Annotated in this window: 21 protein-coding genes; 9 read left to right on the plus strand and 12 right to left on the minus strand. The window is 61.7% G+C overall.

The features are described 5' to 3' along the window. Positions 1–125 precede the first annotated feature (125 nt). The gene (locus ACODSV_RS08500) at positions 126–449 is read right to left on the minus strand and encodes a DUF2025 family protein (protein WP_024077038.1); all 324 of its coding nucleotides are present in this window, start codon (positions 447–449) and stop codon (positions 126–128) included. A gap of 232 nt (positions 450–681) precedes the next feature. On the opposite strand from ACODSV_RS08500, the gene ACODSV_RS08505 reads away from it, so the two are divergent. After that, a complete protein-coding gene (locus ACODSV_RS08505) occupies positions 682–1,830 on the plus strand; it encodes a glycerophosphodiester phosphodiesterase family protein (RefSeq protein ID WP_150056157.1) in 1,149 nt (382 codons plus the stop codon). 87 nt (positions 1,831–1,917) lie between these two features. After that, on the plus strand, positions 1,918–2,226 hold the full coding sequence (locus ACODSV_RS08510) for a PepSY domain-containing protein (protein ID WP_024077040.1): 309 nt from the start codon (positions 1,918–1,920) through the stop codon (positions 2,224–2,226). Between the two features lie 153 nt (positions 2,227–2,379). Here the strand turns inward: ACODSV_RS08510 and ACODSV_RS08515 are convergent, their stop codons facing one another. Continuing rightward, a complete protein-coding gene (locus ACODSV_RS08515; RefSeq protein WP_150056158.1) occupies positions 2,380–4,008 on the minus strand; it encodes a methyl-accepting chemotaxis protein in 1,629 nt (542 codons plus the stop codon). Between the two features lie 263 nt (positions 4,009–4,271). On the opposite strand from ACODSV_RS08515, the gene ACODSV_RS08520 reads away from it, so the two are divergent. Both ACODSV_RS08520 and ACODSV_RS08525 read left to right on the plus strand, forming a co-directional pair. Beyond that, positions 4,272–5,291 (plus strand): transporter, encoded by a 1,020-nt coding sequence (locus tag ACODSV_RS08520; RefSeq protein WP_024077042.1) that lies wholly within the window; start codon positions 4,272–4,274, stop codon positions 5,289–5,291. A 533-nt stretch (positions 5,292–5,824) separates the two neighbouring features. After that, positions 5,825–7,441 carry an inorganic phosphate transporter gene (locus ACODSV_RS08525; RefSeq protein ID WP_150055917.1) on the plus strand — a complete coding sequence of 539 codons (1,617 nt, stop codon included), beginning with the start codon at positions 5,825–5,827 and terminating at the stop codon, positions 7,439–7,441. Positions 7,442–7,519: 78 nt separating this feature from the next. On the opposite strand, the gene ACODSV_RS08530 is transcribed toward ACODSV_RS08525, so the two are convergent. The 3 genes from ACODSV_RS08530 to ACODSV_RS08540 form a co-directional block, all read right to left on the minus strand. Further along, positions 7,520–8,494, minus strand: coding sequence for a 5-oxoprolinase subunit C family protein (locus ACODSV_RS08530; protein ID WP_150056366.1), 975 nt, complete (start codon positions 8,492–8,494; stop codon positions 7,520–7,522). After that, positions 8,491–9,369, minus strand: coding sequence for a 5-oxoprolinase subunit B family protein (locus tag ACODSV_RS08535; RefSeq protein WP_024077045.1), 879 nt, complete (start codon positions 9,367–9,369; stop codon positions 8,491–8,493). The genes ACODSV_RS08530 and ACODSV_RS08535 overlap by 4 nt, the downstream gene beginning before the upstream one ends. A 263-nt stretch (positions 9,370–9,632) precedes the next feature. After that, a complete protein-coding gene (locus tag ACODSV_RS08540; RefSeq protein WP_024077046.1) occupies positions 9,633–10,415 on the minus strand; it encodes a 5-oxoprolinase subunit PxpA in 783 nt (260 codons plus the stop codon). A gap of 104 nt (positions 10,416–10,519) precedes the next feature. Here ACODSV_RS08540 and ACODSV_RS08545 point away from each other — a divergent pair, with 104 nt between their 5' ends. Then, on the plus strand, positions 10,520–11,437 hold the full coding sequence (locus tag ACODSV_RS08545) for a LysR family transcriptional regulator (protein ID WP_150054476.1): 918 nt from the start codon (positions 10,520–10,522) through the stop codon (positions 11,435–11,437). Here ACODSV_RS08545 and ACODSV_RS08550 read toward each other — a convergent pair. Further along, positions 11,434–12,330, minus strand: coding sequence for a LysR family transcriptional regulator (locus tag ACODSV_RS08550; protein ID WP_150054477.1), 897 nt, complete (start codon positions 12,328–12,330; stop codon positions 11,434–11,436). The two genes, ACODSV_RS08545 and ACODSV_RS08550, sit on opposite strands and share 4 nt — an antisense overlap. Before the next feature lie 106 nt (positions 12,331–12,436). Between ACODSV_RS08550 and ACODSV_RS08555 the strand changes: the two genes are divergently transcribed. Next, positions 12,437–13,195 (plus strand): SDR family NAD(P)-dependent oxidoreductase, encoded by a 759-nt coding sequence (locus ACODSV_RS08555; protein WP_150054478.1) that lies wholly within the window; start codon positions 12,437–12,439, stop codon positions 13,193–13,195. Here the strand turns inward: ACODSV_RS08555 and ACODSV_RS08560 are convergent. After that, on the minus strand, positions 13,094–13,606 hold the full coding sequence (locus ACODSV_RS08560; protein WP_150054479.1) for a multidrug/biocide efflux PACE transporter: 513 nt from the start codon (positions 13,604–13,606) through the stop codon (positions 13,094–13,096). The two genes, ACODSV_RS08555 and ACODSV_RS08560, sit on opposite strands and share 102 nt — an antisense overlap. A gap of 88 nt (positions 13,607–13,694) precedes the next feature. Here ACODSV_RS08560 and ACODSV_RS08565 point away from each other — a divergent pair, with 88 nt between their 5' ends. After that, positions 13,695–14,549: a LysR family transcriptional regulator gene (locus ACODSV_RS08565; protein ID WP_069076895.1), complete on the plus strand. Its 855-nt coding sequence runs from the start codon at positions 13,695–13,697 to the stop codon at positions 14,547–14,549. A 124-nt stretch (positions 14,550–14,673) separates the two neighbouring features. Here the strand turns inward: ACODSV_RS08565 and ACODSV_RS08570 are convergent, their stop codons facing one another. The 4 genes from ACODSV_RS08570 to ACODSV_RS08585 are packed head-to-tail and all read right to left on the minus strand — an operon-like array spanning position 14,674 to position 17,212. After that, complete coding sequence (locus ACODSV_RS08570) at positions 14,674–15,897, minus strand: RNA polymerase sigma factor (protein ID WP_150055819.1); 1,224 nt, start codon at positions 15,895–15,897, stop codon at positions 14,674–14,676. Then, complete coding sequence (locus tag ACODSV_RS08575) at positions 15,894–16,370, minus strand: SRPBCC family protein (RefSeq protein ID WP_150055820.1); 477 nt, start codon at positions 16,368–16,370, stop codon at positions 15,894–15,896. Before ACODSV_RS08575 ends, ACODSV_RS08570 begins: the two co-directional genes overlap by 4 nt. Before the next feature lie 34 nt (positions 16,371–16,404). Continuing rightward, positions 16,405–16,749: a YciI family protein gene (locus tag ACODSV_RS08580; protein ID WP_024077054.1), complete on the minus strand. Its 345-nt coding sequence runs from the start codon at positions 16,747–16,749 to the stop codon at positions 16,405–16,407. Positions 16,750–16,792: 43 nt separating this feature from the next. Continuing rightward, a complete protein-coding gene (locus ACODSV_RS08585) occupies positions 16,793–17,212 on the minus strand; it encodes a YybH family protein (RefSeq protein WP_150055821.1) in 420 nt (139 codons plus the stop codon). A 145-nt stretch (positions 17,213–17,357) separates the two neighbouring features. On the opposite strand from ACODSV_RS08585, the gene ACODSV_RS08590 reads away from it, so the two are divergent. Beyond that, entirely contained in the window at positions 17,358–17,867 is a 510-nt protein-coding gene (locus tag ACODSV_RS08590) for a GNAT family N-acetyltransferase (RefSeq protein WP_069076892.1), read from the plus strand. A gap of 255 nt (positions 17,868–18,122) precedes the next feature. On the opposite strand, the gene ACODSV_RS08595 is transcribed toward ACODSV_RS08590, so the two are convergent. Then, positions 18,123–18,602 (minus strand): GyrI-like domain-containing protein, encoded by a 480-nt coding sequence (locus ACODSV_RS08595; protein WP_150055822.1) that lies wholly within the window; start codon positions 18,600–18,602, stop codon positions 18,123–18,125. A gap of 195 nt (positions 18,603–18,797) precedes the next feature. On the opposite strand from ACODSV_RS08595, the gene alaC reads away from it, so the two are divergent. After that, positions 18,798–20,015: an alanine transaminase gene (gene alaC, locus ACODSV_RS08600; RefSeq protein ID WP_102625299.1), complete on the plus strand. Its 1,218-nt coding sequence runs from the start codon at positions 18,798–18,800 to the stop codon at positions 20,013–20,015. Positions 20,016–20,117: the final 102 nt, after the last annotated feature.

Consider the following 20,117-nt stretch of genomic DNA (forward strand, 5'->3'; position numbering starts at 1 on the left):
TTGGGGCTGCTGTGCAGCCCAACGCGGGGCAAGCCCGCTCGCCACAACAAGCCCGCTCACCAGAGAAAGCCTGCCCACCACAACAAGCCCACTGCCACAAAAAGCTCGCTTACCGCTTATGCCGTCTAGCTCACCAGGCTGCGTAATGCGCTGATCTGCGGAATCTCCACGCGCCGCATATACACACGCAGCGGTTCGCTGATGTTGATGCGGTCGTCGATATTCTGGTCCAACAGCAACTGGATACGTTCGCGCGACAGCGTCATGGTCTGCTCAGGGGCCGGCAACCAGACGAATTCCGCGGTAGGAATGATGCCGTCATCGGCCACGTCCATGCCGAAGGAGTCTTCGCTGAAACGTACGATGTATTGGCCGGTCTTGCGGTTCAGGCCGACAAATCCGCGGAGTTGATCGGCAGCCTGGCAGATAAGCTCGGAGGTGATGCGCATGGTAAACCTCACTGAAAAGTCCCACAGGGACTGGAAAGATGGTTTACACGCGTGGCAGAAAGGACTGCCCTCTAACGGGGCAGTTCGCAACAAGAGTACTGCAATGTATCGCAAAAAAACCGAGAAAATTGGCGCGTGCGCACGTTAATGTCGGTTTGGTGATAGCGCCGTTCGCAATCAATTGTTAAAAAGGAGGCCTTCTCAAAGCTACCTCCACGAAAGGATTTCGCATATGCCTGTCACGTTTACCAACGGCCCGGCGCCCGCCACCCTAGGGGGCGTGCTGCTCGCCCTGATGCTCGGCGTGGCCCCTGTACAGGCTGCCGACCCGATCAGCCCGGCTGAATTGGCAACTAACGAAGGCATTCCCCACCCTGCCGTGATCGCCCACCGTGGCGCCTCCTACGACGCCCCTGAATCCACCGCCGCGGCCTACAAGGTGGCGCGAGACCTGGGCGCCGACTACCTGGAAATGGACCTGCAGCGCAGCAAGGACGGCGTGCTGTTCGCCTTGCACGACAACAACCTGCAACGCACCACCGACGTGGCCACCAAGTTTCCCGAGCGCAAGGACGCCCCGGCCAACGAGTTCACCTGGAAAGAACTGCAAACCCTCGACGCCGGCAGCTGGTTCAATGCCGCCTACCCGGATCGCGCCCGTCCCGGCTTCGTCGGCCTGAAAATCCAGAGCCTGGACGACATCATCAAGATCGCCGAAGGCAACCCGCAGCACAAACCCGGCCTGTACATCGAGACCAAGGAGCCCAAGCAATTCCCCGGTATCGAAGCCGACCTGAAGAACAAGCTGCTGGACAAAGGCTGGCTGAGCTCCGCCGGCTCCAAGCTGGGCAAGAGCAACACCGGCGTCGGCCAAGGCAAGGGCCGCGTGGTGTTGCAAACGTTCGAGACCGCCAGCCTCAAAGAGCTGCAGAAAGAAATGCCGAACACCCCGAAGATCCTGCTGTTGTGGGTGGGTGAAGGCAGCATCGAGCCTAAGTCCAAAGTCACCTTCGCCGAATCCGGCGAACCGACCAAGGCGGCCTACTACGCCAAGCAAGAGCCGAAAGACTTTGCCGAGTTCGAAAAGTGGGTCGACGAAGCCAAGAGCCTGGGCGCCATCGGCACGGGCCCTTCGGCCGAACTGACGGCCCACGGCGACCAGAGTTACACCGACCTGGTCAAGCCTGAAATGAACAAGCTGACCCACGACAAGGGCCTGCTGGTGCACGTCTACACCGTGGATGAGCCCGTGGACTTCGAGAAAGTGATGAAAGCCGGTGTCGATGGCATCTTCACCAACCGCGCAGCCGAACTGCTGAAGTTCTACAAGCGCTGGCCGTCGTCCAGCGTGCAGGACCTGCTGAACGACTATAAGTACTGAGTGAGTCAGTTTGCCATTAAGGATGAGTTAAGTTGCGCTGGTTAATCTGGCGCCACTTAAACAGCTCAACGAAGAAGGACACACACGATGAAAACCCTGACTGCCCTGTTTGCCGCCACTGCCCTGACCCTGACCGCCGGCCTGGCCCAGGCGGATGTTCGCCCGGATCACATTGAAGGCCTGCTCAAGTCCGGTGCCGTGAAGCCTTTCGAGCAACTCAATGCCGCCGCGCTGGCCAAGCACGCAGGTGCCAGCATCACCGACACCGAGCTGGACCACAACAAAAGCGGTGTACTGGTCTACGAAGTCGACCTGACCGACACCGCCGGCAAGAAGTTCGAAGTGAAACTCGACGCCAAGACCGGCGCCGTGTTGGAAGACAAACTCGACACTTGAGTCAACCCTTGAAAAAACCGCGCCACCTTTGGGTGGCGCGGTTTTTTTATGGGCGTTCATCCATCTACCTGCTGGTCACTGCCCTTCATCGCGGCAACCATGACGGCCCGGAGCCGCTCAGCGCGCAGAGGGCGCAAGGCCGTTTCAGCCTGATCAGGCGCTCAGGCGCGCCGTCACCTCGTTCAACTCGCCGGACAAGCCGCGCAAGTTGTGGCTCGCCGCTTCGGTGCGCTTCACGTTGTCGAGGTTGGTCGTGGCCACGGTGGTGATCTGGGTGATATTGCGCGAAATGTCTTCGGCCACCGACGTCTGTTCCTCGGCCGCCGTGGCAATCTGACGGTTCATGTCGCGAATCGCTTCCACCGCCTGGGTGATGTGAGCGAGCATCGCACCGGCCTGGGTGACTTTTTCCACGCTGTCATCACTGCACGACTGGCCCGTGACAATCGCCTCGGCCGCATCCACCGCACCGGTTTGCACGGCCTGGATAATCTGGTTGATCTCGATGATCGACGCCGCCGTGCGTTGCGCCAGGCTGCGCACTTCATCAGCCACCACCGCAAACCCACGCCCCGCCTCGCCCGCCCGTGCCGCTTCAATCGCCGCGTTAAGCGCCAGCAGGTTGGTCTGCTCGGCGATCCCGCGAATCACTTCCAGCACTTTGCCGATGCGCACACTGTCGGTTTCCAGGCGGCGAATGATCGTACCGGTGTTGAGGATTTCATCGCGCATCTGGCCGATGGTGGCGATGGTGACTTTCATCACTTCGCCGCCCTCGCGGGCTGAATGGTCGGCCTCATCGGCCGCGCGCGAAGCACTGGCGGCGTGGCGCGCCACTTCCTGCGCGGTGGCCGACATTTCGGTCATGGCCGTGGCCACCTGGTCGGTGCGATTGAATTGTTCATGGGTGCCGGTCGCCATCTGCCCGGCGATCGAGTTCAACTCGCCGCTGGCGTTGACCAGATCGGTGGCGCTGCGTTGCAGGCGGCTGAAGGTTTCGGCCAAAAAGTCGCGCAAGGTATTCGCAGCAGCGGCCAGGTGCCCCAGTTCGTCTTGACGGCGGCTGGCGACGCGCTCGGCAAAGCGACCATGGCTCAGTTGGGTCACGTAGTCGATCAGGCCACGGATCGGCAGGATCAGGTTGCGGTTGATCAACCACAGGCTGAACAAACCGATCAGTACCCCGGACAGCAGCATGATCGCCAGGCCCATCAGTACCGTGCGTTCGGCATAGGCGCTGATGGCCTGGGATTGCTGGGTGCCTTGGGCCCGCAGGTCGCTGACCAGGGCGCTCATCTGCTCACTGGCGGAGCGGTCCACGCCTTTGACCGCCGTATCACCGGCGGCCGGGTCGGCACCCGCGGCCACATAGGCATCACGGCCCTTCTGATAGGCGACGCCGAGTTGCTGGTGTTCCTGACGCAGGGTTTCAATACGCCGGCTAAGGGCCGGGTCGCTGTTGGTCTGGGTCACCAGCCGCGTCAGAATGCCTTGGACATCGCGCTGCCGGTCCTGGAATTGGCTCCAGTACTTCTCCAACTCCTGAGGCTGCTTGCCGCGCAACAGCACGTTTTTCCATTCCTGCACCTGCACCTTGAATTGCAGGTTGGCTTCATCGATCAACTGTGAGGTCAGCAACGGCCCTTCAAGCAAACTGCGATAGCTCTGTACCCCGCTGGAGAGGAAGTTGAAACAGGCCAGGGCAATCAAAAGCATCGCCAACAGGCTGCCACCGAGCAACGACAGGATTTGTGCTCTCAAGGAAGTTCGCAAAAGATTCATTGGGGGGAATTCTCGATACAAAGAAAATAGGGTGCATGCACGCCTCAACTTCCCTGTCATAAAAGGCACGCCTGGGCGTAGGGTGCTTATGTGCTGGATCGGCTGTCCTAGACGCTTCTTGAGCCTATCGGACCGATGGTCAAAAAAGTGTCTTAATTATGCTCGCCCCCTTCAAACGGTCACAAAACTGTCAAATATCCTTGCAATGATTCGCCCACGCGAACCTGTGAAACGTCCTACAGGCGCTTTCTTTGCGAGCCGCCATGAACCACAGCATCGACCACAGCCACCAGGATCCTGATCTGTTTGGCTTGCTTTACGGTTTTCGTTTTCGCCCCGGTGAAAAGGGTGAGCAGATTGATTCAGCCACGGCCTTGCAAGCATTACAGCAACCGGGCGACCCGGAAGAATTCCTCTGGCTGCACCTGAACCTGGCCCACGCCGCGTGCGAGCGCTGGATGCAGGCGCATCTGGATTTACCGGAAGAGTTCTTCGAAGCCTTGCACGAAGGCTCGCGCTCCACCCGTATCGAGCACGTCGACTCGGCCTTGCTGGCGGTGGTCAACGACGTGGTGTTCAACTTCAGCAGCATGGTCTCGTCGGATATTTCCACACTGTGGGTGTGCGCCCGCAGCCGGCTGTTGATCAGCGCACGTCTGCAACCCCTGCACTCGGTGGATAAACTGCGTTCTTCGGTGAAGGCCGGCGAACGCTTTCGCTCGCCCTCGGAGCTGCTGGTACACCTGCTGCGCGACCAGGGCGAAGTGCTGACGCAGATCGTGCGCAAGACCAGCATCAGCGTCGACCATATCGAAGATCAGCTACTGTCCTCGCGCCTGTCCACCAACCGCGCCGAACTGGGGGCCGCACGCCGGGTGCTGGTGCGCCTGCAACGCTTGCTGGCGCTGGAGCCCGGCTCGTTATTGCGCCTGCTCAACCGACCACCGCAGTGGCTGCAAAAGGAAGACGTGAAGGAGCTGCGCAAGTCCACCGAGGAGTTCGCGCTGATCATCAACGACCTGACGGCCCTGGGTGAGCGGATCAAGCTGTTGCAGGAAGAGATCGCCGCCAACCTCAACGAACAAAGCAACCGCACGCTGTTCACGCTGACCGTGGTGACGGTGCTGGCGTTACCGATCAATATCATTGCCGGTTTTTTCGGCATGAACGTCGGCGGCGTGCCGCTTTCCCAGGACCCGGAGGGCTTCTGGATCCTGGTGGCGCTGGTCGCGACCTTCACGCTGATCGCCGGGCGCTGGGCGTTCCGCAAATTTTCAAACTGAAATGCTATCAATCACGCTGAACGCCCGGCATCTAGGGCTGCTGTGGCGAGCAGGCTTGCCCTAATGCCGTTCAGTTAAGCGTACATCGCCTTCTGTAGGAGCGAGGGGGACGCCTAGTTCTTGCTCGCGAAAAACGTCAACGATAACGCGTGTTTCCTGAGTGAACGCGGCGCCTGTGAGTTCTTCGCGAGCAAGCTCGCTCCTACAAAAAAGCCTTAACTGAACGGCATTAGGGCTTGTCCCGCGTTGGGCTGCGTAGCTGCCACAGTCAAGAAGAACGCGGTGTATCAGCCACTCCGTGGCGGCTGGTTTTGGGGCTGCTTCGCAGCCCAACGCGGGGCAAGCCCGCTCGCCACAGGGCGATTTGTCAGGGGCTGAAAAGGTGCGTAGGTCCCCATCCCTCCCACATTGGCTCCCCTGCGTTTTATAGACCAGCGGCACACCCGATTACCTAAACAATGACCTGCGGCAGCATCGCTGTAACATTCTGCAACGAACATGCACGACATCCTCACAACACTGGATGCTCCGGCATGGCCACCCCTTCCCTGACTGCCTCCACGCATACGTCATCGATTGATACCCAACCCCGGCTCGACAAGAAACCCGGCCTGCTGACGGTGATCATCTTCTTTGCCGTGCTCGCCATGGGCCTGTTGTTTACCGCCTACAGCCTGATGCGCGACATGCACGAACTGGGCACCGTCGTCACCACCTGGACCCCGTTTCTGCTGTTGGGCGTGGCACTGTTGATCGCCCTGGGTTTCGAGTTCGTCAACGGTTTCCACGACACCGCCAACGCCGTGGCGACGGTGATCTACACCAACTCGCTGCCGCCGCAATTTGCGGTGGTGTGGTCGGGCTTTTTCAACTTCCTCGGCGTGCTGCTCTCCAGCGGCGCGGTGGCGTTCGGCATCATTGCCCTGCTGCCGGTCGAGCTGATTTTGCAGGTGGGCTCCTCGGCCGGTTTCGCGATGATCTTCGCCCTGCTGATCGCGGCGATCCTGTGGAACCTCGGCACCTGGTGGCTGGGGTTGCCGGCGTCTTCATCCCACACCCTGATCGGCTCGATCATCGGTGTCGGCGTGGCCAACGCCCTGATGCACGGGCGTGACGGCACCAGCGGCGTGGATTGGAGCCAGGCGATCAAGATCGGTTATGCCCTGCTGCTCTCGCCGTTGATCGGCTTCGTCTTTGCCGCACTCTTGCTGCTGGCCCTGCGTGTCTTCGTGAAAAACCGTGCACTGTACAAGGCGCCCAAAGGCGACACCCCGCCGCCCTGGTGGATTCGCAGCATGCTGATCGTCACCTGCACCGGTGTGTCGTTCGCCCACGGCTCCAACGATGGGCAAAAAGGCATGGGCCTGATCATGCTGATCCTGGTTGGCACCTTGCCGATGGCCTATGCGCTGAACCGCACCATGCCCGCCGAACAGTCGTTGCAGTTTGCGGCGGTGGCCGAAGTGACCCAAGTGGCGCTGATGAAAAGCGCGCCGCAGGGGCTACCCGGCGACCCGCGGCCGATCCTGTCGACCTATGTGCGTACCAAGGAGGCCACGCCCGAGCTGATCCCGGCCCTCGCCGCCCTCGCCGGCCAGATCGGTGATGAAGTCAAAGGCTACGGCTCCCTGGCCAAAGTCCCCGCCGAAGCCGTCGGCAACGTGCGTAACGACATGTACCTGAGCAGTGAAACCATTCGCTTGATGGACAAGGACAAGGTCGGCCATTTCGACGCCGATACCCAGGGCAAGCTGCAACTGTTCAAGCAACAGATCGACAATTCCACCCGGTTTATTCCGCTGTGGGTGAAGATCGCCGTGGCCATCGCCCTGGGGCTTGGGACCATGGTCGGCTGGAAGCGCATCGTGGTGACCGTGGGCGAGAAAATCGGCAAGACCCACCTGACGTACGCCCAGGGCGCCTCGGCCGAGACCGTGGCGATGCTGACCATCGGCGCGGCGGATATGTTCGGGTTGCCGGTGTCGACCACCCATGTGTTGTCGTCCGGTGTGGCGGGGACCATGGTGGCCAATGGCGGCGGTTTGCAGATGAAGACCATCCGCAATTTGCTGATGGCCTGGGTGTTGACGTTGCCCGCGGCGATTGTGCTATCCGGTAGCCTGTACTGGCTGTTCACCAAACTCTTCTGACACACCATCGATGCACAATGTGGGAGGGGCGGTGCGACGATTCGACGTGCTCCCTCCCACATTTTGACGTGTGCTGTGTCAGCTGTTGAAGAGCCCGGCCATCGCCTTCAGCCGTTTCTTGTATACCCGCCGCGCCTCCAGCGCCTCTTCCAAGGTCACCGCCACAAACCCCGCCCGCTGGTTCGGCTGCATCTGCCCGATCAGGTCCAGGTCGGCACTGATCACCGTGCCGATCATCGCGTAACCACCGCCGGATACCGCGTCGCGGTGCAGCACAATCGGCTCCAGACCGGCCGGTACCTGGATCGAGCCGATGGGGTAGCAACTGTCGACGATATTCGACGGGTCAGACCCGGCCCCAAACGGCTGCTCCCGTGGCTGGAAGCTCAAGGCACTGCCGCCCCTGAAGCGATAGCCGATGCGGTCCGCTTCGGAACCCACCGTCCACGGTTCGGCAAAAAAGCTGCTTTTTGCCCCATCGCTGAGGCGTTCGTAATACAGCCCCGGCACCACGCGCAAGGTCACATCGCCACCGACCGAACGACGCAACGCCATCGGCAAACTGTTGCCCGCCCGCCCCTGTCCGCTGGCTGGGCCGATGGGCAATTCATCACCTGCCTGCAAGCGCCGCCCGTGAAACCCACCCAGCGCGCCGAGGGTGTAAGTGGAACGACTGCCGAGCACCACCGGCACGTCGATCCCCCCGGCGACCGCCAGATAGGCCCGCGCGCCCGCCTTCGGAAACTCAAAGCGCAACACCTGCCCCGCGCGTACAAGGAAGGCGGTGTCCTGGTGCACCACTTCGCCGTCCAGGCGTGGCGACATCAGTGCACCGCTGAGGGCCACCAACGCGTCCTGTTGAAACGCCAGTTCGGGGCCGATCAACGTGCATTCCAGCCCGGCCGCGCCGACCGGATTGCCCACCAAGTGGTTGGCCGCGCTCAACGCGTACTGGTCCAGCGCGCCCGACGGCGGGATGCCCAGGTGGTAATAACCTTCACGGCCCAGGTCCTGTACGGAGGTGGCCAGCCCGGGTTTGAGGACCTTGATCATGCCAACGCCTCCTGCAGGGTTTTCGGGTAGCCGATGGGGTCGGCGAGAAACGCATCGAGGGAAAACTCCACCGGGCGGATGCGCAGGTCGAAACGTCCAGCGTCCACCTCGGCGACGGCCAGGTCGTAGGCCGTGCGGTCGATGGGTTTGAACTGCACGATATCGCCAGGGCGGAAGAACACCATGTGTTCCTGGAGGTAAGCCAACTGCTGCGCCGGGTCGTAGATCGGTGCCGGGGTTACGCCGAACATCTGATAACCGCCGGCGCCGCGCACCGAGTAAATGCAACCGAAACAGCCACCGTGGCCAAGGGTCAGCTTTGGCGTGTCGGTACGCGGGCGCAGGTACTTGGGCACCTGCAATTGCCGCGCGCGCTCGACCATCTGGAACATGAACGGCAAGCCCGCGACAAAGCCGACCATCGACACAAACCACGGCGCGCCACTGTGGGCGGCGATAAATGCGTCGACATCCGCCAGGCCATTGATGCGCGCGGCGTACTCCAGGTCGGTGCCGCTGGGGTCCTGGTGGCGATCGCGAAAACGCATCAGGGTTTCATGGGTCCAGGGGTCGTTGTACAGCACCGGGATTTCGATGATGCGCGTGTGCAAGGTGCGTTCGGCCACCGCCTGGGCTTCGGCGCTTTGCACCGCGTCGAGCAGCACATGGGGCGCGATGCGGTCGGGGTCGAAGCGAATCTGGAACGAGGCATTGGCCAGGCATACATCCAGCACGCCATCCAGGGCCAGGCGCTCCACGGCGCGGGTCACGGCCATACCCTTGAAAAAAGCCTCCAGGGACATGCTGTCGCTGACCTCGGCAAACAGGTGTTCATCCGCGCCGAAGCTGTAGCGGATTGGGGATGTTTCAGCCATGTCTGTTCCTCTTGGAATCATTGTAGAAAGGCAGGCAAAAAATGATCTGTGGCGAGCGGGCTTGGTGTGTGAGCGAGTCAGTTGTGGCGAGCGGGCTTGCCCCGCGTTGGGCTGCGTAGCGGCCCCAATCCAAAGACACTGTGCAGTGTCAGGTAAAACTCGGCCGTCTGATCTCAGGGCCGCTACGCGCCCCAACGCGGGGCAAGCCCGCTCGCCACATCAAGCCCGTTCACACACCAAGCCAACTGCCACACCCAGCCTGCTCACACCTCAAGCCTGTTCACCACAGCAAGCCCGTTCACTACCGCTATGCCAGCCTGGTCCAACGCTTCACGGGTGGCTTCCACCAGTTCCAGGGCGCCGGGGGTGTCGCTGTGCAGGCAGATGGAGTCGAACTCAATAAACAGGTCTTCGCCTTCTACGGTCCGCACCAGCCCCGTCTGACACGCACGCAGGACGCGGGCTGCGACAGTGGCCGGGTCCAGCGCACGTACGTGGCGGGTAAACACAATGGAGCCCGTGAGGTCGTATTCACGGTCGGCATAAAACTCGCGCACCACCGGCTGCCCCAGCTCCTTGGCCACGCGCCAGATCACCGAATTGGGCATGCAATACAGCAGCAATGTCGGCTCGATGATTTGCAGGTTTTGTACCAGCAGCCGCGCGGCTTCTTCGTCGCGGGCCAGGTGCATGTAGAGCGCGCCGTGCGGCTTGATATGTTGCAGCGTCACACCCTGGGCACGGGCGATTTCACGCAGGGCACCTAGCTGGTAGAGCATGTCGTCGACCAGCTCCTGGGCCGGCGCCTGGATATGCCGACGGCCGAAGCCCACCAGGTCACGAAAGCCGGGGTGCGCACCAATAGCCACCCCCAGTTGCTTGGCGCGCGCGACGGTGCGACGCATGGTGCCGGGGTCGCCGGCATGGAAGCCGGTGGCGATATTGGCCGAGCTGATGTAGGCCATCAGTTCCGCGTCAACGCCGTCGCCAATGGTCCAGGGGCCGAAGCCTTCGCCCATGTCTGAATTGAAATCCACTGCCTGCATCGAGGTCGCTCCGCCAAAAGGTGATGCTCGAAAGTAGGCTGCGGCTTGACCCCTTGGGAAGATCTATTATCAGATGATCTATCTTCTGAAAATCAGATAAAGCTATGTCCCTGACCTTGCGCCAAATTCGCTATTTCGTCGCCACCGCCGAAATCGGCCAGATTTCCCAGGCGGCGATTCACTTGAACATCTCCCAGTCTGCCGTGACCACGGCGATCAAGGAGCTCGAAGCCCTGCTCGGCGTGCAGTTGTTCGTACGCTCGGCCCAGGGCATGAGCCTCACTGACGCCGGGCGGCATTTTCTCAACCGTGCCTATGTGATTGTGCGCAGTGTCGACGACGCACTGAACAGCCCCCTGCCCGACTACCGCGCCAGCGGCGTATTGCGGGTGGCGGCCAGCTACACCGTGCTGGGGTATTTCCTGCCGCACCACTTGCAACGCATGGAGCACTGGCATCCGGATGTGACCATCGAGGTGTTCGAACAAGAGCGCCAGGCCATTGAGCAGGGGCTGCTCAACGGCCGGTTTGATATGGCCGTCGTCCTGACCGCCAACCTCACCCACCCGGATATCGTCTCGGAAATTCTCTTCAATTCGGAACGCCGCCTGTGGCTGCCCAGCCATCACCCATTGTGCGAACGTGGCGCCGTGAGCCTGGCAGATGTGGCCCGCGAGCCGTACATCCTGCTCACCGTCGACGAGGCCGAACACAGCGCCATGCGCTACTGGGAACAGGCCGGGCAAACGCCCCAGGTGCGGCTGCGCACCAGCTCGGTGGAGGCGGTGCGCAGCATGGTCGCCAACGGCAGCGGCGTGGCGATCCTGTCGGACCTGGTGCATCGGCCCTGGTCCCTGGAAGGCAAGCGCATCGAAACCCTGACCGTGACCGACCCGGTAACGCCCATGAGCGTCGGCCTGGCCTGGCACCGCGAACGGGCGTTTACCCCAGCGATGCAGGCGTTCCGCGATTACTTCCACGACGCGTTCCTGACGCCGCAGCAGTTGTCGGCACGGCGTTAGAGTTGGTCTTGCAGGGTCGCGGCCAGCCAGTCCATGAACACCCGTACCCGCAGCGGTAAATGGCGCTGCCCGGCATAGAGCAGAGACACGTCCAACGGCGGCGCCGGATAGTCCGGTAACACCGCCACCAACTCACCACTGGCCAACGCCTGCGCCATGCCCAGGGCCGGCACCTGGATGATCCCGAAGCCGCCCAGGCACGCCGACGTGTAGGCATCGGTGCTGTTGACCGTGACCCGCCCGGCCATGGGCAGGCGGTGCACCTTGTTGCCCTGCTGGTATTCAAACCCCATCGAGCGCGAACCCAGCGGGCGCACGTAATGCACCAGGTGGTGATCGGCCAGGTCGGCCAAGGTCTTCGGCACGCCGTAGCGTTGCAGGTAGGTGGCGCTCGCACAGTTGATCATCGGCAGGCTGCACAACCGCCGCGCCACCACGGACTGGTCCGGCTGCGCGCCCACGCGCAGCACGCAATCGAAGCCCTCGGCGAGCAGGTCGACCTGACGGTCGGTGCAGCTGATTTCCAGCTCGATCAACGGGTGCGCGGCCATGAAGGGCGGCAGGCGCGGCAGGATCAGGTCACGCGCCATCACGTTGGGCAGGTCCAGCCGAATACGCCCGGCCAGTTGCGCTTCCTCCTGGCGAAACAGCCCTTCCAGTTCCTCCATGTGCGCGAGCAGATCCTTGCTGCGCTCATACAGCACACGCCCGTCCTGCGTGGCTTGCACCGTGCGCGTGGTGCGTTGCAGCAACCGCGCGCCGAGCAGTTCTTCCAGCGCCTGCACATGCTCGGACACCGTCGAACGCGGCAAGCCCAGGCTCTCGCCAGCGCCGGTGAAACTCGACAGTTCGGTGACGCGTACGAAGGTGCGCAATAGTTCGAGTTTGTTCATGGGATTGTTCGCCTGATCCGACCAGTGATTCCGATTCACTGCTGTTTATCACGTTATAGGCGCACAAATACACTGTGCGCCACCATCCCATCCAGAGGCATTCATCATGACCCGCAAAATCGCATTGATCACCGGCGCCAGCCGCGGCCTGGGTAAAAACGCCGCGCTGCACCTGGCGGCGCAAGGCGTCGACATCATCGGCACTTACCACAGCAAAGCGGAGGAAGCGCAGGCTTTGGTCGCGCAGATCGAACAATTGGGTGGCCGCGCGGCCATGCTGCAACTGGATGTCAGCCAGAGCGCGAGCTTCAGTCAGTTTGTTGGCGAAGTGGCTGGCGTGCTCAAGGATGTGTTCGCACAGGAGCGCTTCGATTTTCTGATCAATAACGCGGGGATTGGCATTCACGCCAGCTTTGCCGAGACCACCGAAGCCCAGTTCGACCAACTGGTGGCGATCCAATTCAAGGGCCCGTTTTTCCTGACCCAGCAGCTGTTACCGTTAATCCGCGACGGCGGCCGCATCCTCAATGTGTCCAGCGGCCTGACGCGCTTCAGTCTGCCGGGCTACGCCGCCTACGCGGCCATGAAAGGCGCGATGGAAGTGCTGACCCGCTACCAGGCCAAGGAGCTGGGCGCACGCGGCATCAGCGTCAACATCCTGGCCCCCGGCGCCATCGAGACCGACTTCGGCGGCGGCGCCGTGCGTGACAACGCCAGCCTCAATGCGATGGTCGCCAACAACACCGCCCTGGGCCGTGCGGGCTTACCGAATGATATCGGTGGGGCGATTGCCAGCCTGCTGGCCGACGGCAGCCACTGGATCACCGGCCAGCGCATCGAGGCGTCGGGCGGCATGTTTCTGTAGGAGCTTCTCGCGCAGCACGTCATAGCCCCAGTGATACACATAGGTGTACGGCAGGAAAAACAGCAGTACACCTATGTCGAGGATAAACGCCTGCACCAGGCTGATATTCAGCCAGGCGGCAATCAGCGGCACACACACCAGAATCAAGCCCCCTTCAAACATCAAGGCATGCAGCCCCCGGGTCCAGGCGTTGTTGGCCAGGTGCCAGCGCGCCTTGAGGCGGTCGAACAGGCCATTGAAAATCACGTTCCAGGTCAGCGCCAACAGGCTGATCGCCAGGGTGACCATGCCCATTTCCAGGGCCGGTTTATCCATGATCCACGCCAGCAACGGCGTGCAAATCAACAACGCCAGGGCCTCGAAACCAATGGCCTGGCACACACGTTCAGTAATCGACTTGGTAGGGTTCATAACCCGGCTCCGTGAGTGACGATGGTTGCCATCATTACCCCTTGGCTCGATACTTCATAACCAATAACCATCGATCAAGGCGATAGTCATGGCCTCTAACGAAGTGCTGCAGGCATTTGTCCAGGCGGCGACCCAAGGTTCGTTCTCGGCGGCGGCGCGCAAGCTCGGCAAGAGCCAGTCCACCGTCAGCGCAGCGGTGGCGAGCCTGGAGATTGATTTGGATGTGGTGCTGTTTGACCGCAGCAGCCGCAAGCCGACACTGACGCCCGCAGGCCATGTGTTGTTGCAACGCGCCGAGCAGGTGCTGGAGGCCAGCAGCCGGCTGGAGTTGGCGGCGAGTCAGTTGGCCCAGGGGTTGGAGCCGAAGCTGAGTATCGCCATGTCCGATACCTACCAGTCCGACCGTTTCGAGGTCGCCCTCAGCGCGTTTGAACAACGCTACCCGGACCTTGAGCTGGAATGCCTGATCGCCGAATGCGAAGACCTGATCGCCCTGGTCCAAAGCGGGCGGGCGCAGATCGCGTTTATTGAACAACAGGACGTGTATCCGCCGGACCTGACCCGCGCGCCGGTGGACGAGCGCACCGAGATTGCCCTGTTCGTGTCACCGAAGCATCCGCTGGCGGGCCTCGATACCCTCACGGCGCACGCCCTGCAACAGCACCGCGAATTGCGCCTGGCAAGTATCATCAACCCGAACGAAACCCGCGCCAACGGCCGCGTCTGGTCGGCCCCCAGTTACCTGATGCTGCTGGAGATGGCCCAGTTGGGTTTCGGCTGGGCACCGATTCCCCGCTGGCTGGTGGAACGCTTTGGTGGCGGGCAACTGGTCGAACTCAAGGCACGCGGCTGGCCGCGTTCGGTGGCCGTGGATGCACTGTGGTCCCGTCACCATCCTCCGGGGCCGGCGGGGAGTTGGTTGTTGGGGAAGATGTTGGAGTGATACCTCCCAGACAATGAAAATCAAATGTGGGAGGGGGCTTGCCCGCGATAGCGGTGGGTCAGTCACCTAATACAGTGACTGACACCCTGTTATCGGGGGCAAGCCCCCTCCCACATTTGGATCTTCATTGCTTGGGGGAATCGAGTTCGGCCAGGCGGTGTTCGAGGAAGTGTTTTTCAGGGATCTGCTGGGTCAGTGACAGGGCTGTTTCATAGGCCCTGCGGGCCTCTTCCACCCGTCCCAACTGCCGGCAAAACTCGCCCCGCGCCGAATGCGCCAAGTGGTAATCCTGCAACTCGCCGCGCGCCAGAATCGCCTCCACCTGCTGCAAGCCCGCCAACGGTCCATCGCGCATAGCCACCGCCACGGCGCGGTTCAATTCAATGACTGGCGAAGGCACCGCCCTGAGCAATACATCGTAGAGCCCAATAATCTGCGGCCAATCCGTTTCCCCGGCGCTACGTGCCTCGGCATGCACCGCCGCAATCGCCGCTTGCAGGCAATACGGGCCAAAACCCCGCTGGGTCAGTGCCTGTTCCACCAGCGCGCAACCTTCAGCCATCAAGGACGTATCCCACAACGAACGGTCCTGTTCATCCAACAGCACCAGTTCGCCGCTGGCCGAGGTGCGCGCGGCGCGGCGGGATTCGTGGAGCAGCATCAACGCCAGCAAGCCCAGGACTTCCGGTTCGGGCAGCAATTGGGTCAACAAGCGACCGAGGCGGATGGCCTCACGGGTCAGGTCTTCGCGGGTCAGGTCCGCGCCCATGGACGCCGAGTAGCCTTCGTTGAACACCAGGTAAATCACGCGCAGCACACTGTCCAGGCGTTCGGGTAATTCGGCCAGGGACGGCACCTGATAGGGAATCTTCGCCTCGCGGATCTTGCCCTTGGCCCGCACGATGCGTTGGGCGATGGTGGTGGGCGTGGCCAGGAAGGCGCGGGCGATTTCTTCGGTGGTGAGGTCGCAGACCTCACGCAAGGTCAGCGCCGTCTGGGCGTCGGCCGCCAACGCAGGGTGGCAGCAGGTGAAGATCAGGCGCAGACGGTCGTCTTCCACGTCTTCCTCACTCCAGTCAGCGGCTTCCAGTGCGTCGGCCTGCGCCTGCAACAACGGGGTAAACCGGGCCTGGCGGCGCAGACGATCGATGGCCTTGAAGCGTCCGGTCGATACCAGCCAGGCGCGTGGGTTGCTCGGCACACCGTCTTGCGGCCAGCGCTCGACCGCGACGAAGAACGCCTCGTGCAAGGCTTCTTCGGCGAGGTCGAAATCCCCCAGCAAACGGATCAGCGTGGCGAGGACGCGCCGGGACTCACTGCGGTAGATCGCCTCGATGGGAGGCGTCAATCGCGCATGCCCTGGGTCACCAGCGTCACCAGGCGGTCCAGGCTCTGGCCCCAGCCGTCGTGAAAGCCCATGGCTTCGTGGGCCTGTTTGTCTTCAGCGCTCCAGTGCATGGCGCGAGCGGTGTAGAGGGTCTTGCCGTCTTGCTCCTCAAAGGTGACTTCAGCGCTCATGAACGGCTTGCCCGAAGGTATCCAGCCCGGCACGAAGGCATCGGTGAACACCAGGCGGTTGGGCGCGTCGATCTCCAGGAACACGCCCTGGGTCGGGTACTCGCTGCCATCCGGTGCGCGCATCAGGGTGCGGAACAGGCCACCAACCCACAGGTTCATTTCACACTCGGGGGTGGTCATGCCGTGGGGCCCCCACCATTGTTGCAACAGGGCAGGTTCGGTCCAGGCGCGGAACACACGGCTGCGCGGCGCATCGATCACGCGGCTGATGGACAGCTCAAATTCGGCAGGTTGCTTGGGCATGGGATAAACCTCCTGAGTATTAGGGTTGTTGTCGTCAGAGATTCAATTCGCGCACGGGGCGCACTTCCACACTGCCGACCCGAGCGGCCGGAATGCCACCGGCCACCTGGATCGCTTCATTCAAGTCCCGCGCCTCGATCAGGTAGAACCCGGCGAGTTGCTCCTTGGTTTCGGCAAAGGGCCCGTCGGTAATCGACAGCTTGCCATTGCGCATGCGCACGGTGGTGGCCGTGCTCACCGACTCCAGCGGCTCGGCGGCGAGCATGCGCCCGCTGGCCTGTATCGACTGGGCGTAGGCGAGACACTCCGGGTCTTTGGGGCTGTCTGGCGAAGTGTGCAACAGCTGTTCATTGCTGTAGATCAGGCACAGGTATTTCATGGCGTTCTCCGTTTTAGCAACGACTGACTATAGTTCGCGGCGCTCAAGGTTTCAGGTCGAACAGTGCCGTGCCGCTTGCCATGTCGAACGGCGCCGACCAATGCTCATGCACCACCTTCCAGTCGCCGTTAAAACGTTGATAGCCGGCCGTCACCCGCATCCAGCAGGCCTTCACTTCACCGTCCGGCCCGGCGCCGCCGCAGTGGGCCAGCCAGTGGGCGAATGCGCTGTCCTGGGACTCGACGATACGCAGTTCGTGGAACTCGAAAATGCCGGGGCCGGGGCAGTGTTCCATGCACGCTTCCCAGTGCGCACGGTAGGCCGCCTTGCCTTTGAACTGCAGGGCGCTCACGGCATCGAACGAGACGACATCGTCGGCGTAATAGCTGACAATCTTATCGATATTCCGGGAAAGTACGGCTTGCTTCCATTCTTCGATCAGGGTGTTGATTGCGGTACTCATGGCGATACTCCTTCGGGTTGGAAAATCAAGGAAGACACCCTTAGTCGAACGGCCTCCGGGCAAATCGACAGCCCGTTGAAAAATAATGTCGTCCAGCGCAAAACCGCTAGACTGCGCCCTTCTTTGCAGCCGTTCGGACGCCCCGATGCAAACCCGCCTTGTCGCCTACGAGGCGCTGAATGCTGTGCAACAACAGCAAGTCGGCGCCCTCGAAGTTCATCCTGAGCAGTTGCCGTTTTGCGGCGACATGTATTGCGCACTCAACACCCTGCTGGTCAACCCAAGCCCAGGCGTCAAAGGCTTTGCGCTGCTGGCCGACGAGCGTCCGGTGGCGTTCCTCCTGCTCAAGCGCCCGCCCTGCCTGCCGCACTGGGCGGATGAACACAGCGCCACGCTGCATGCGCTACAGGTGGATCGGCAGCAGCAGGGCCGGGGCTTTGGCAAGGCGTGTTTGCAGGCGCTGCCGGCGGCGGCGATACAGGCGTGGCCGCAGATCAAGGCGCTGGAGTTGTCGGTGGACACGGACAATGTGGCGGCGATGGGGCTGTATCTGGGCGCCGGATGGGTGGACAGCGGGGAGGCGTATCAGGGGCGGGTTGGGTATGAGCGGAGGTTGAGGTGGGTGTTTGGTCGATACGGTGTTGGCCTGCTTTAAATGTCACGTATAGATAACTCACCCGATAAAAAGTAATGAATATGCGACATGAATACTTCAGTTATCGCTCAGCAACCCGACAGCCAAGTTCGCGCCATGCGTCTTAACCATGGTTCTGCCGAGGGGCTGCGCGGCAGCCCTATTCAGCGCTGCCGCATTCTTCCGGGTGAACCGCAGCGGTAGGTTTTGGGGCCGCTGCGCAGCCCAACGCAGGGCGAGCCCGCTCGCCACAGAGGGACGTGTTCAGCCTGCCGGTTACCGGGGTTCCACGGGCAACCAGATCTCCACCGTCCCCGTGCCCTTGCGTACATCGAAATCCGCGCTGTAGCGCTCGAAATCCGCCCCCGCCACCTTGTAGCCCGAGTGCGGCAACCACTCGAACATGATGCGCTCGTAGGTCTGCTCCAGCGCCTGCACCGGGCCATAGTGCGGGAACACGGCGTAGTGGTGCGCAGGCAGTTCGACGAACTCGAAGTTGCTCGGCACATCGCCTTTGGACGGCACTTCCACCCCCGCCATGTAATCGAATTCACCGTGGCTGGGGTTATGGCAAACGCCATAGGACACACCGTCGACGCGTTTCTTGATGTGTTTTACGCTGTCGTCAAACACGCCCCACAGCTTGGGGATATCGCCCGCCGTGGCCTTCGAATAACGCCCTTGCACCCCCGCGATTACCAGGGCTTTGCCGTCTTTCATGCGCGGCTCTAACGGTTGTGTTATCTGCTGATCCATCTGAACAGTCTCCTTCTTATGAGGGAACAAACCCATATCGAGTATAGGGGTATATCCGCGCTGTACTCCATGCAGAAAATTTTCCTACGCATCTGGACAACTGGCCATCATCGACCGTATTGTCTGCCCCGCAGGCCACCGCAGTGGCCAACGTCGCTCGGACGGTTCCGGGCGCTTACGTACTCCGAGGCAACAATGGCCGACCAAGGTTCGCCGCGCCGCTTTGCGCGCATCGATCGACTCCCCCCTTACGTGTTCAATATCACTGCCGAGCTGAAGATGGCTGCGCGTCGGCGCGGCGAAGACATCATCGACTTGAGCATGGGTAACCCCGACGGCGCCACGCCTCCCCATATCGTGGAGAAAATGGTCACCGTCGCCCAGCGTGAAGATACCCACGGCTACTCCACCTCCAAAGGCATTCCACGTCTGCGCCGGGCGATTTCACGCTGGTACAAAGACCGCTACGACGTGGACATCGACCCCGAGTCGGAAGCCATCGTCACCATCGGTTCCAAGGAAGGCCTGGCGCACTTGATGCTGGCCACCCTGGACCAGGGCGACACCGTACTGGTGCCCAACCCGAGCTACCCGATTCATATCTACGGTGCCGTGATTGCCGGCGCCCAGGTGCGTTCGGTGCCGCTGGTACCCGGCGTGGACTTCTTCGCCGAGCTGGAACGGGCGATTCGCGGCTCGATCCCCAAGCCGAAGATGATGATCCTGGGCTTCCCGTCCAACCCCACCGCGCAGTGTGTGGAGTTGGATTTCTTCGAACGGGTGATTGCGCTGGCCAAACAGTACGACGTACTGGTGGTGCATGACCTGGCGTACGCGGACATTGTCTACGACGGCTGGAAAGCCCCCTCGATCATGCAGGTGCCTGGGGCAAAGGATATTGCGGTGGAGTTTTTCACCCTGTCCAAGAGCTACAACATGGCCGGCTGGCGTATTGGTTTCATGGTGGGTAACCCGGAACTGGTCAACGCGCTGGCACGGATCAAGAGCTACCACGACTACGGCACCTTTACCCCGCTGCAAGTCGCCGCGATTGCGGCGCTGGAAGGCGACCAACAGTGCGTCAAGGACATCGCCGAGCAGTACCGCCAGCGCCGCAATGTGCTGGTCAAGGGCCTGCATGAACTGGGCTGGATGGTCGAGAACCCGAAGGCGTCGATGTACGTCTGGGCGAAGATTCCCGAAGCCTATGCCGCCATGGGCTCGCTGGAATTTGCCAAGAAACTGCTGCAGGAAGCCAAGGTGTGTGTGTCGCCGGGGATCGGCTTTGGTGAGTATGGCGATGACCATGTGCGCTTTGCACTGATCGAGAACCAGGACCGGATTCGCCAGGCGGTGCGGGGGATTCGCGGGATGTTCCGGGCGGATGGGTTAGTACCGAAAACCGGCGCCTGACTCGGTCAACATGTGGGAGGGGGCTTGCCCCCGATAGCGGTGGGTCAGTCACCAGATGCAGTGATTGACCCCCTATATCGGGGGCAAGCCCCCTCCCACATT

Source organism: Pseudomonas sp. FG86 (assembly GCF_057808775.1).

Excerpts from the sequence above, each read along its gene's own strand:
- ACODSV_RS08500 (WP_024077038.1), bottom strand. The coding sequence starts at position 449 with ATGCGCATCACCTCCGAGCTTATCTGCCAGGCTGCCGATCAACTCCGC.
- ACODSV_RS08505 (WP_150056157.1), top strand. The coding sequence starts at position 682 with ATGCCTGTCACGTTTACCAACGGCCCGGCGCCCGCCACCCTAGGGGGC.
- ACODSV_RS08510 (WP_024077040.1), top strand. The coding sequence starts at position 1,918 with ATGAAAACCCTGACTGCCCTGTTTGCCGCCACTGCCCTGACCCTGACC.
- ACODSV_RS08515 (WP_150056158.1), bottom strand. The coding sequence starts at position 4,008 with ATGAATCTTTTGCGAACTTCCTTGAGAGCACAAATCCTGTCGTTGCTC.
- ACODSV_RS08520 (WP_024077042.1), top strand. The coding sequence starts at position 4,272 with ATGAACCACAGCATCGACCACAGCCACCAGGATCCTGATCTGTTTGGC.
- ACODSV_RS08525 (WP_150055917.1), top strand. The coding sequence starts at position 5,825 with ATGGCCACCCCTTCCCTGACTGCCTCCACGCATACGTCATCGATTGAT.
- ACODSV_RS08530 (WP_150056366.1), bottom strand. The coding sequence starts at position 8,494 with ATGATCAAGGTCCTCAAACCCGGGCTGGCCACCTCCGTACAGGACCTG.
- ACODSV_RS08535 (WP_024077045.1), bottom strand. The coding sequence starts at position 9,369 with ATGGCTGAAACATCCCCAATCCGCTACAGCTTCGGCGCGGATGAACAC.
- ACODSV_RS08540 (WP_024077046.1), bottom strand. The coding sequence starts at position 10,415 with ATGCAGGCAGTGGATTTCAATTCAGACATGGGCGAAGGCTTCGGCCCC.
- ACODSV_RS08545 (WP_150054476.1), top strand. The coding sequence starts at position 10,520 with ATGTCCCTGACCTTGCGCCAAATTCGCTATTTCGTCGCCACCGCCGAA.
- ACODSV_RS08550 (WP_150054477.1), bottom strand. The coding sequence starts at position 12,330 with ATGAACAAACTCGAACTATTGCGCACCTTCGTACGCGTCACCGAACTG.
- ACODSV_RS08555 (WP_150054478.1), top strand. The coding sequence starts at position 12,437 with ATGACCCGCAAAATCGCATTGATCACCGGCGCCAGCCGCGGCCTGGGT.
- ACODSV_RS08560 (WP_150054479.1), bottom strand. The coding sequence starts at position 13,606 with ATGAACCCTACCAAGTCGATTACTGAACGTGTGTGCCAGGCCATTGGT.
- ACODSV_RS08565 (WP_069076895.1), top strand. The coding sequence starts at position 13,695 with ATGGCCTCTAACGAAGTGCTGCAGGCATTTGTCCAGGCGGCGACCCAA.
- ACODSV_RS08575 (WP_150055820.1), bottom strand. The coding sequence starts at position 16,370 with ATGCCCAAGCAACCTGCCGAATTTGAGCTGTCCATCAGCCGCGTGATC.
- ACODSV_RS08580 (WP_024077054.1), bottom strand. The coding sequence starts at position 16,749 with ATGAAATACCTGTGCCTGATCTACAGCAATGAACAGCTGTTGCACACT.
- ACODSV_RS08585 (WP_150055821.1), bottom strand. The coding sequence starts at position 17,212 with ATGAGTACCGCAATCAACACCCTGATCGAAGAATGGAAGCAAGCCGTA.
- ACODSV_RS08590 (WP_069076892.1), top strand. The coding sequence starts at position 17,358 with ATGCAAACCCGCCTTGTCGCCTACGAGGCGCTGAATGCTGTGCAACAA.
- ACODSV_RS08595 (WP_150055822.1), bottom strand. The coding sequence starts at position 18,602 with ATGGATCAGCAGATAACACAACCGTTAGAGCCGCGCATGAAAGACGGC.
- alaC (WP_102625299.1), top strand. The coding sequence starts at position 18,798 with ATGGCCGACCAAGGTTCGCCGCGCCGCTTTGCGCGCATCGATCGACTC.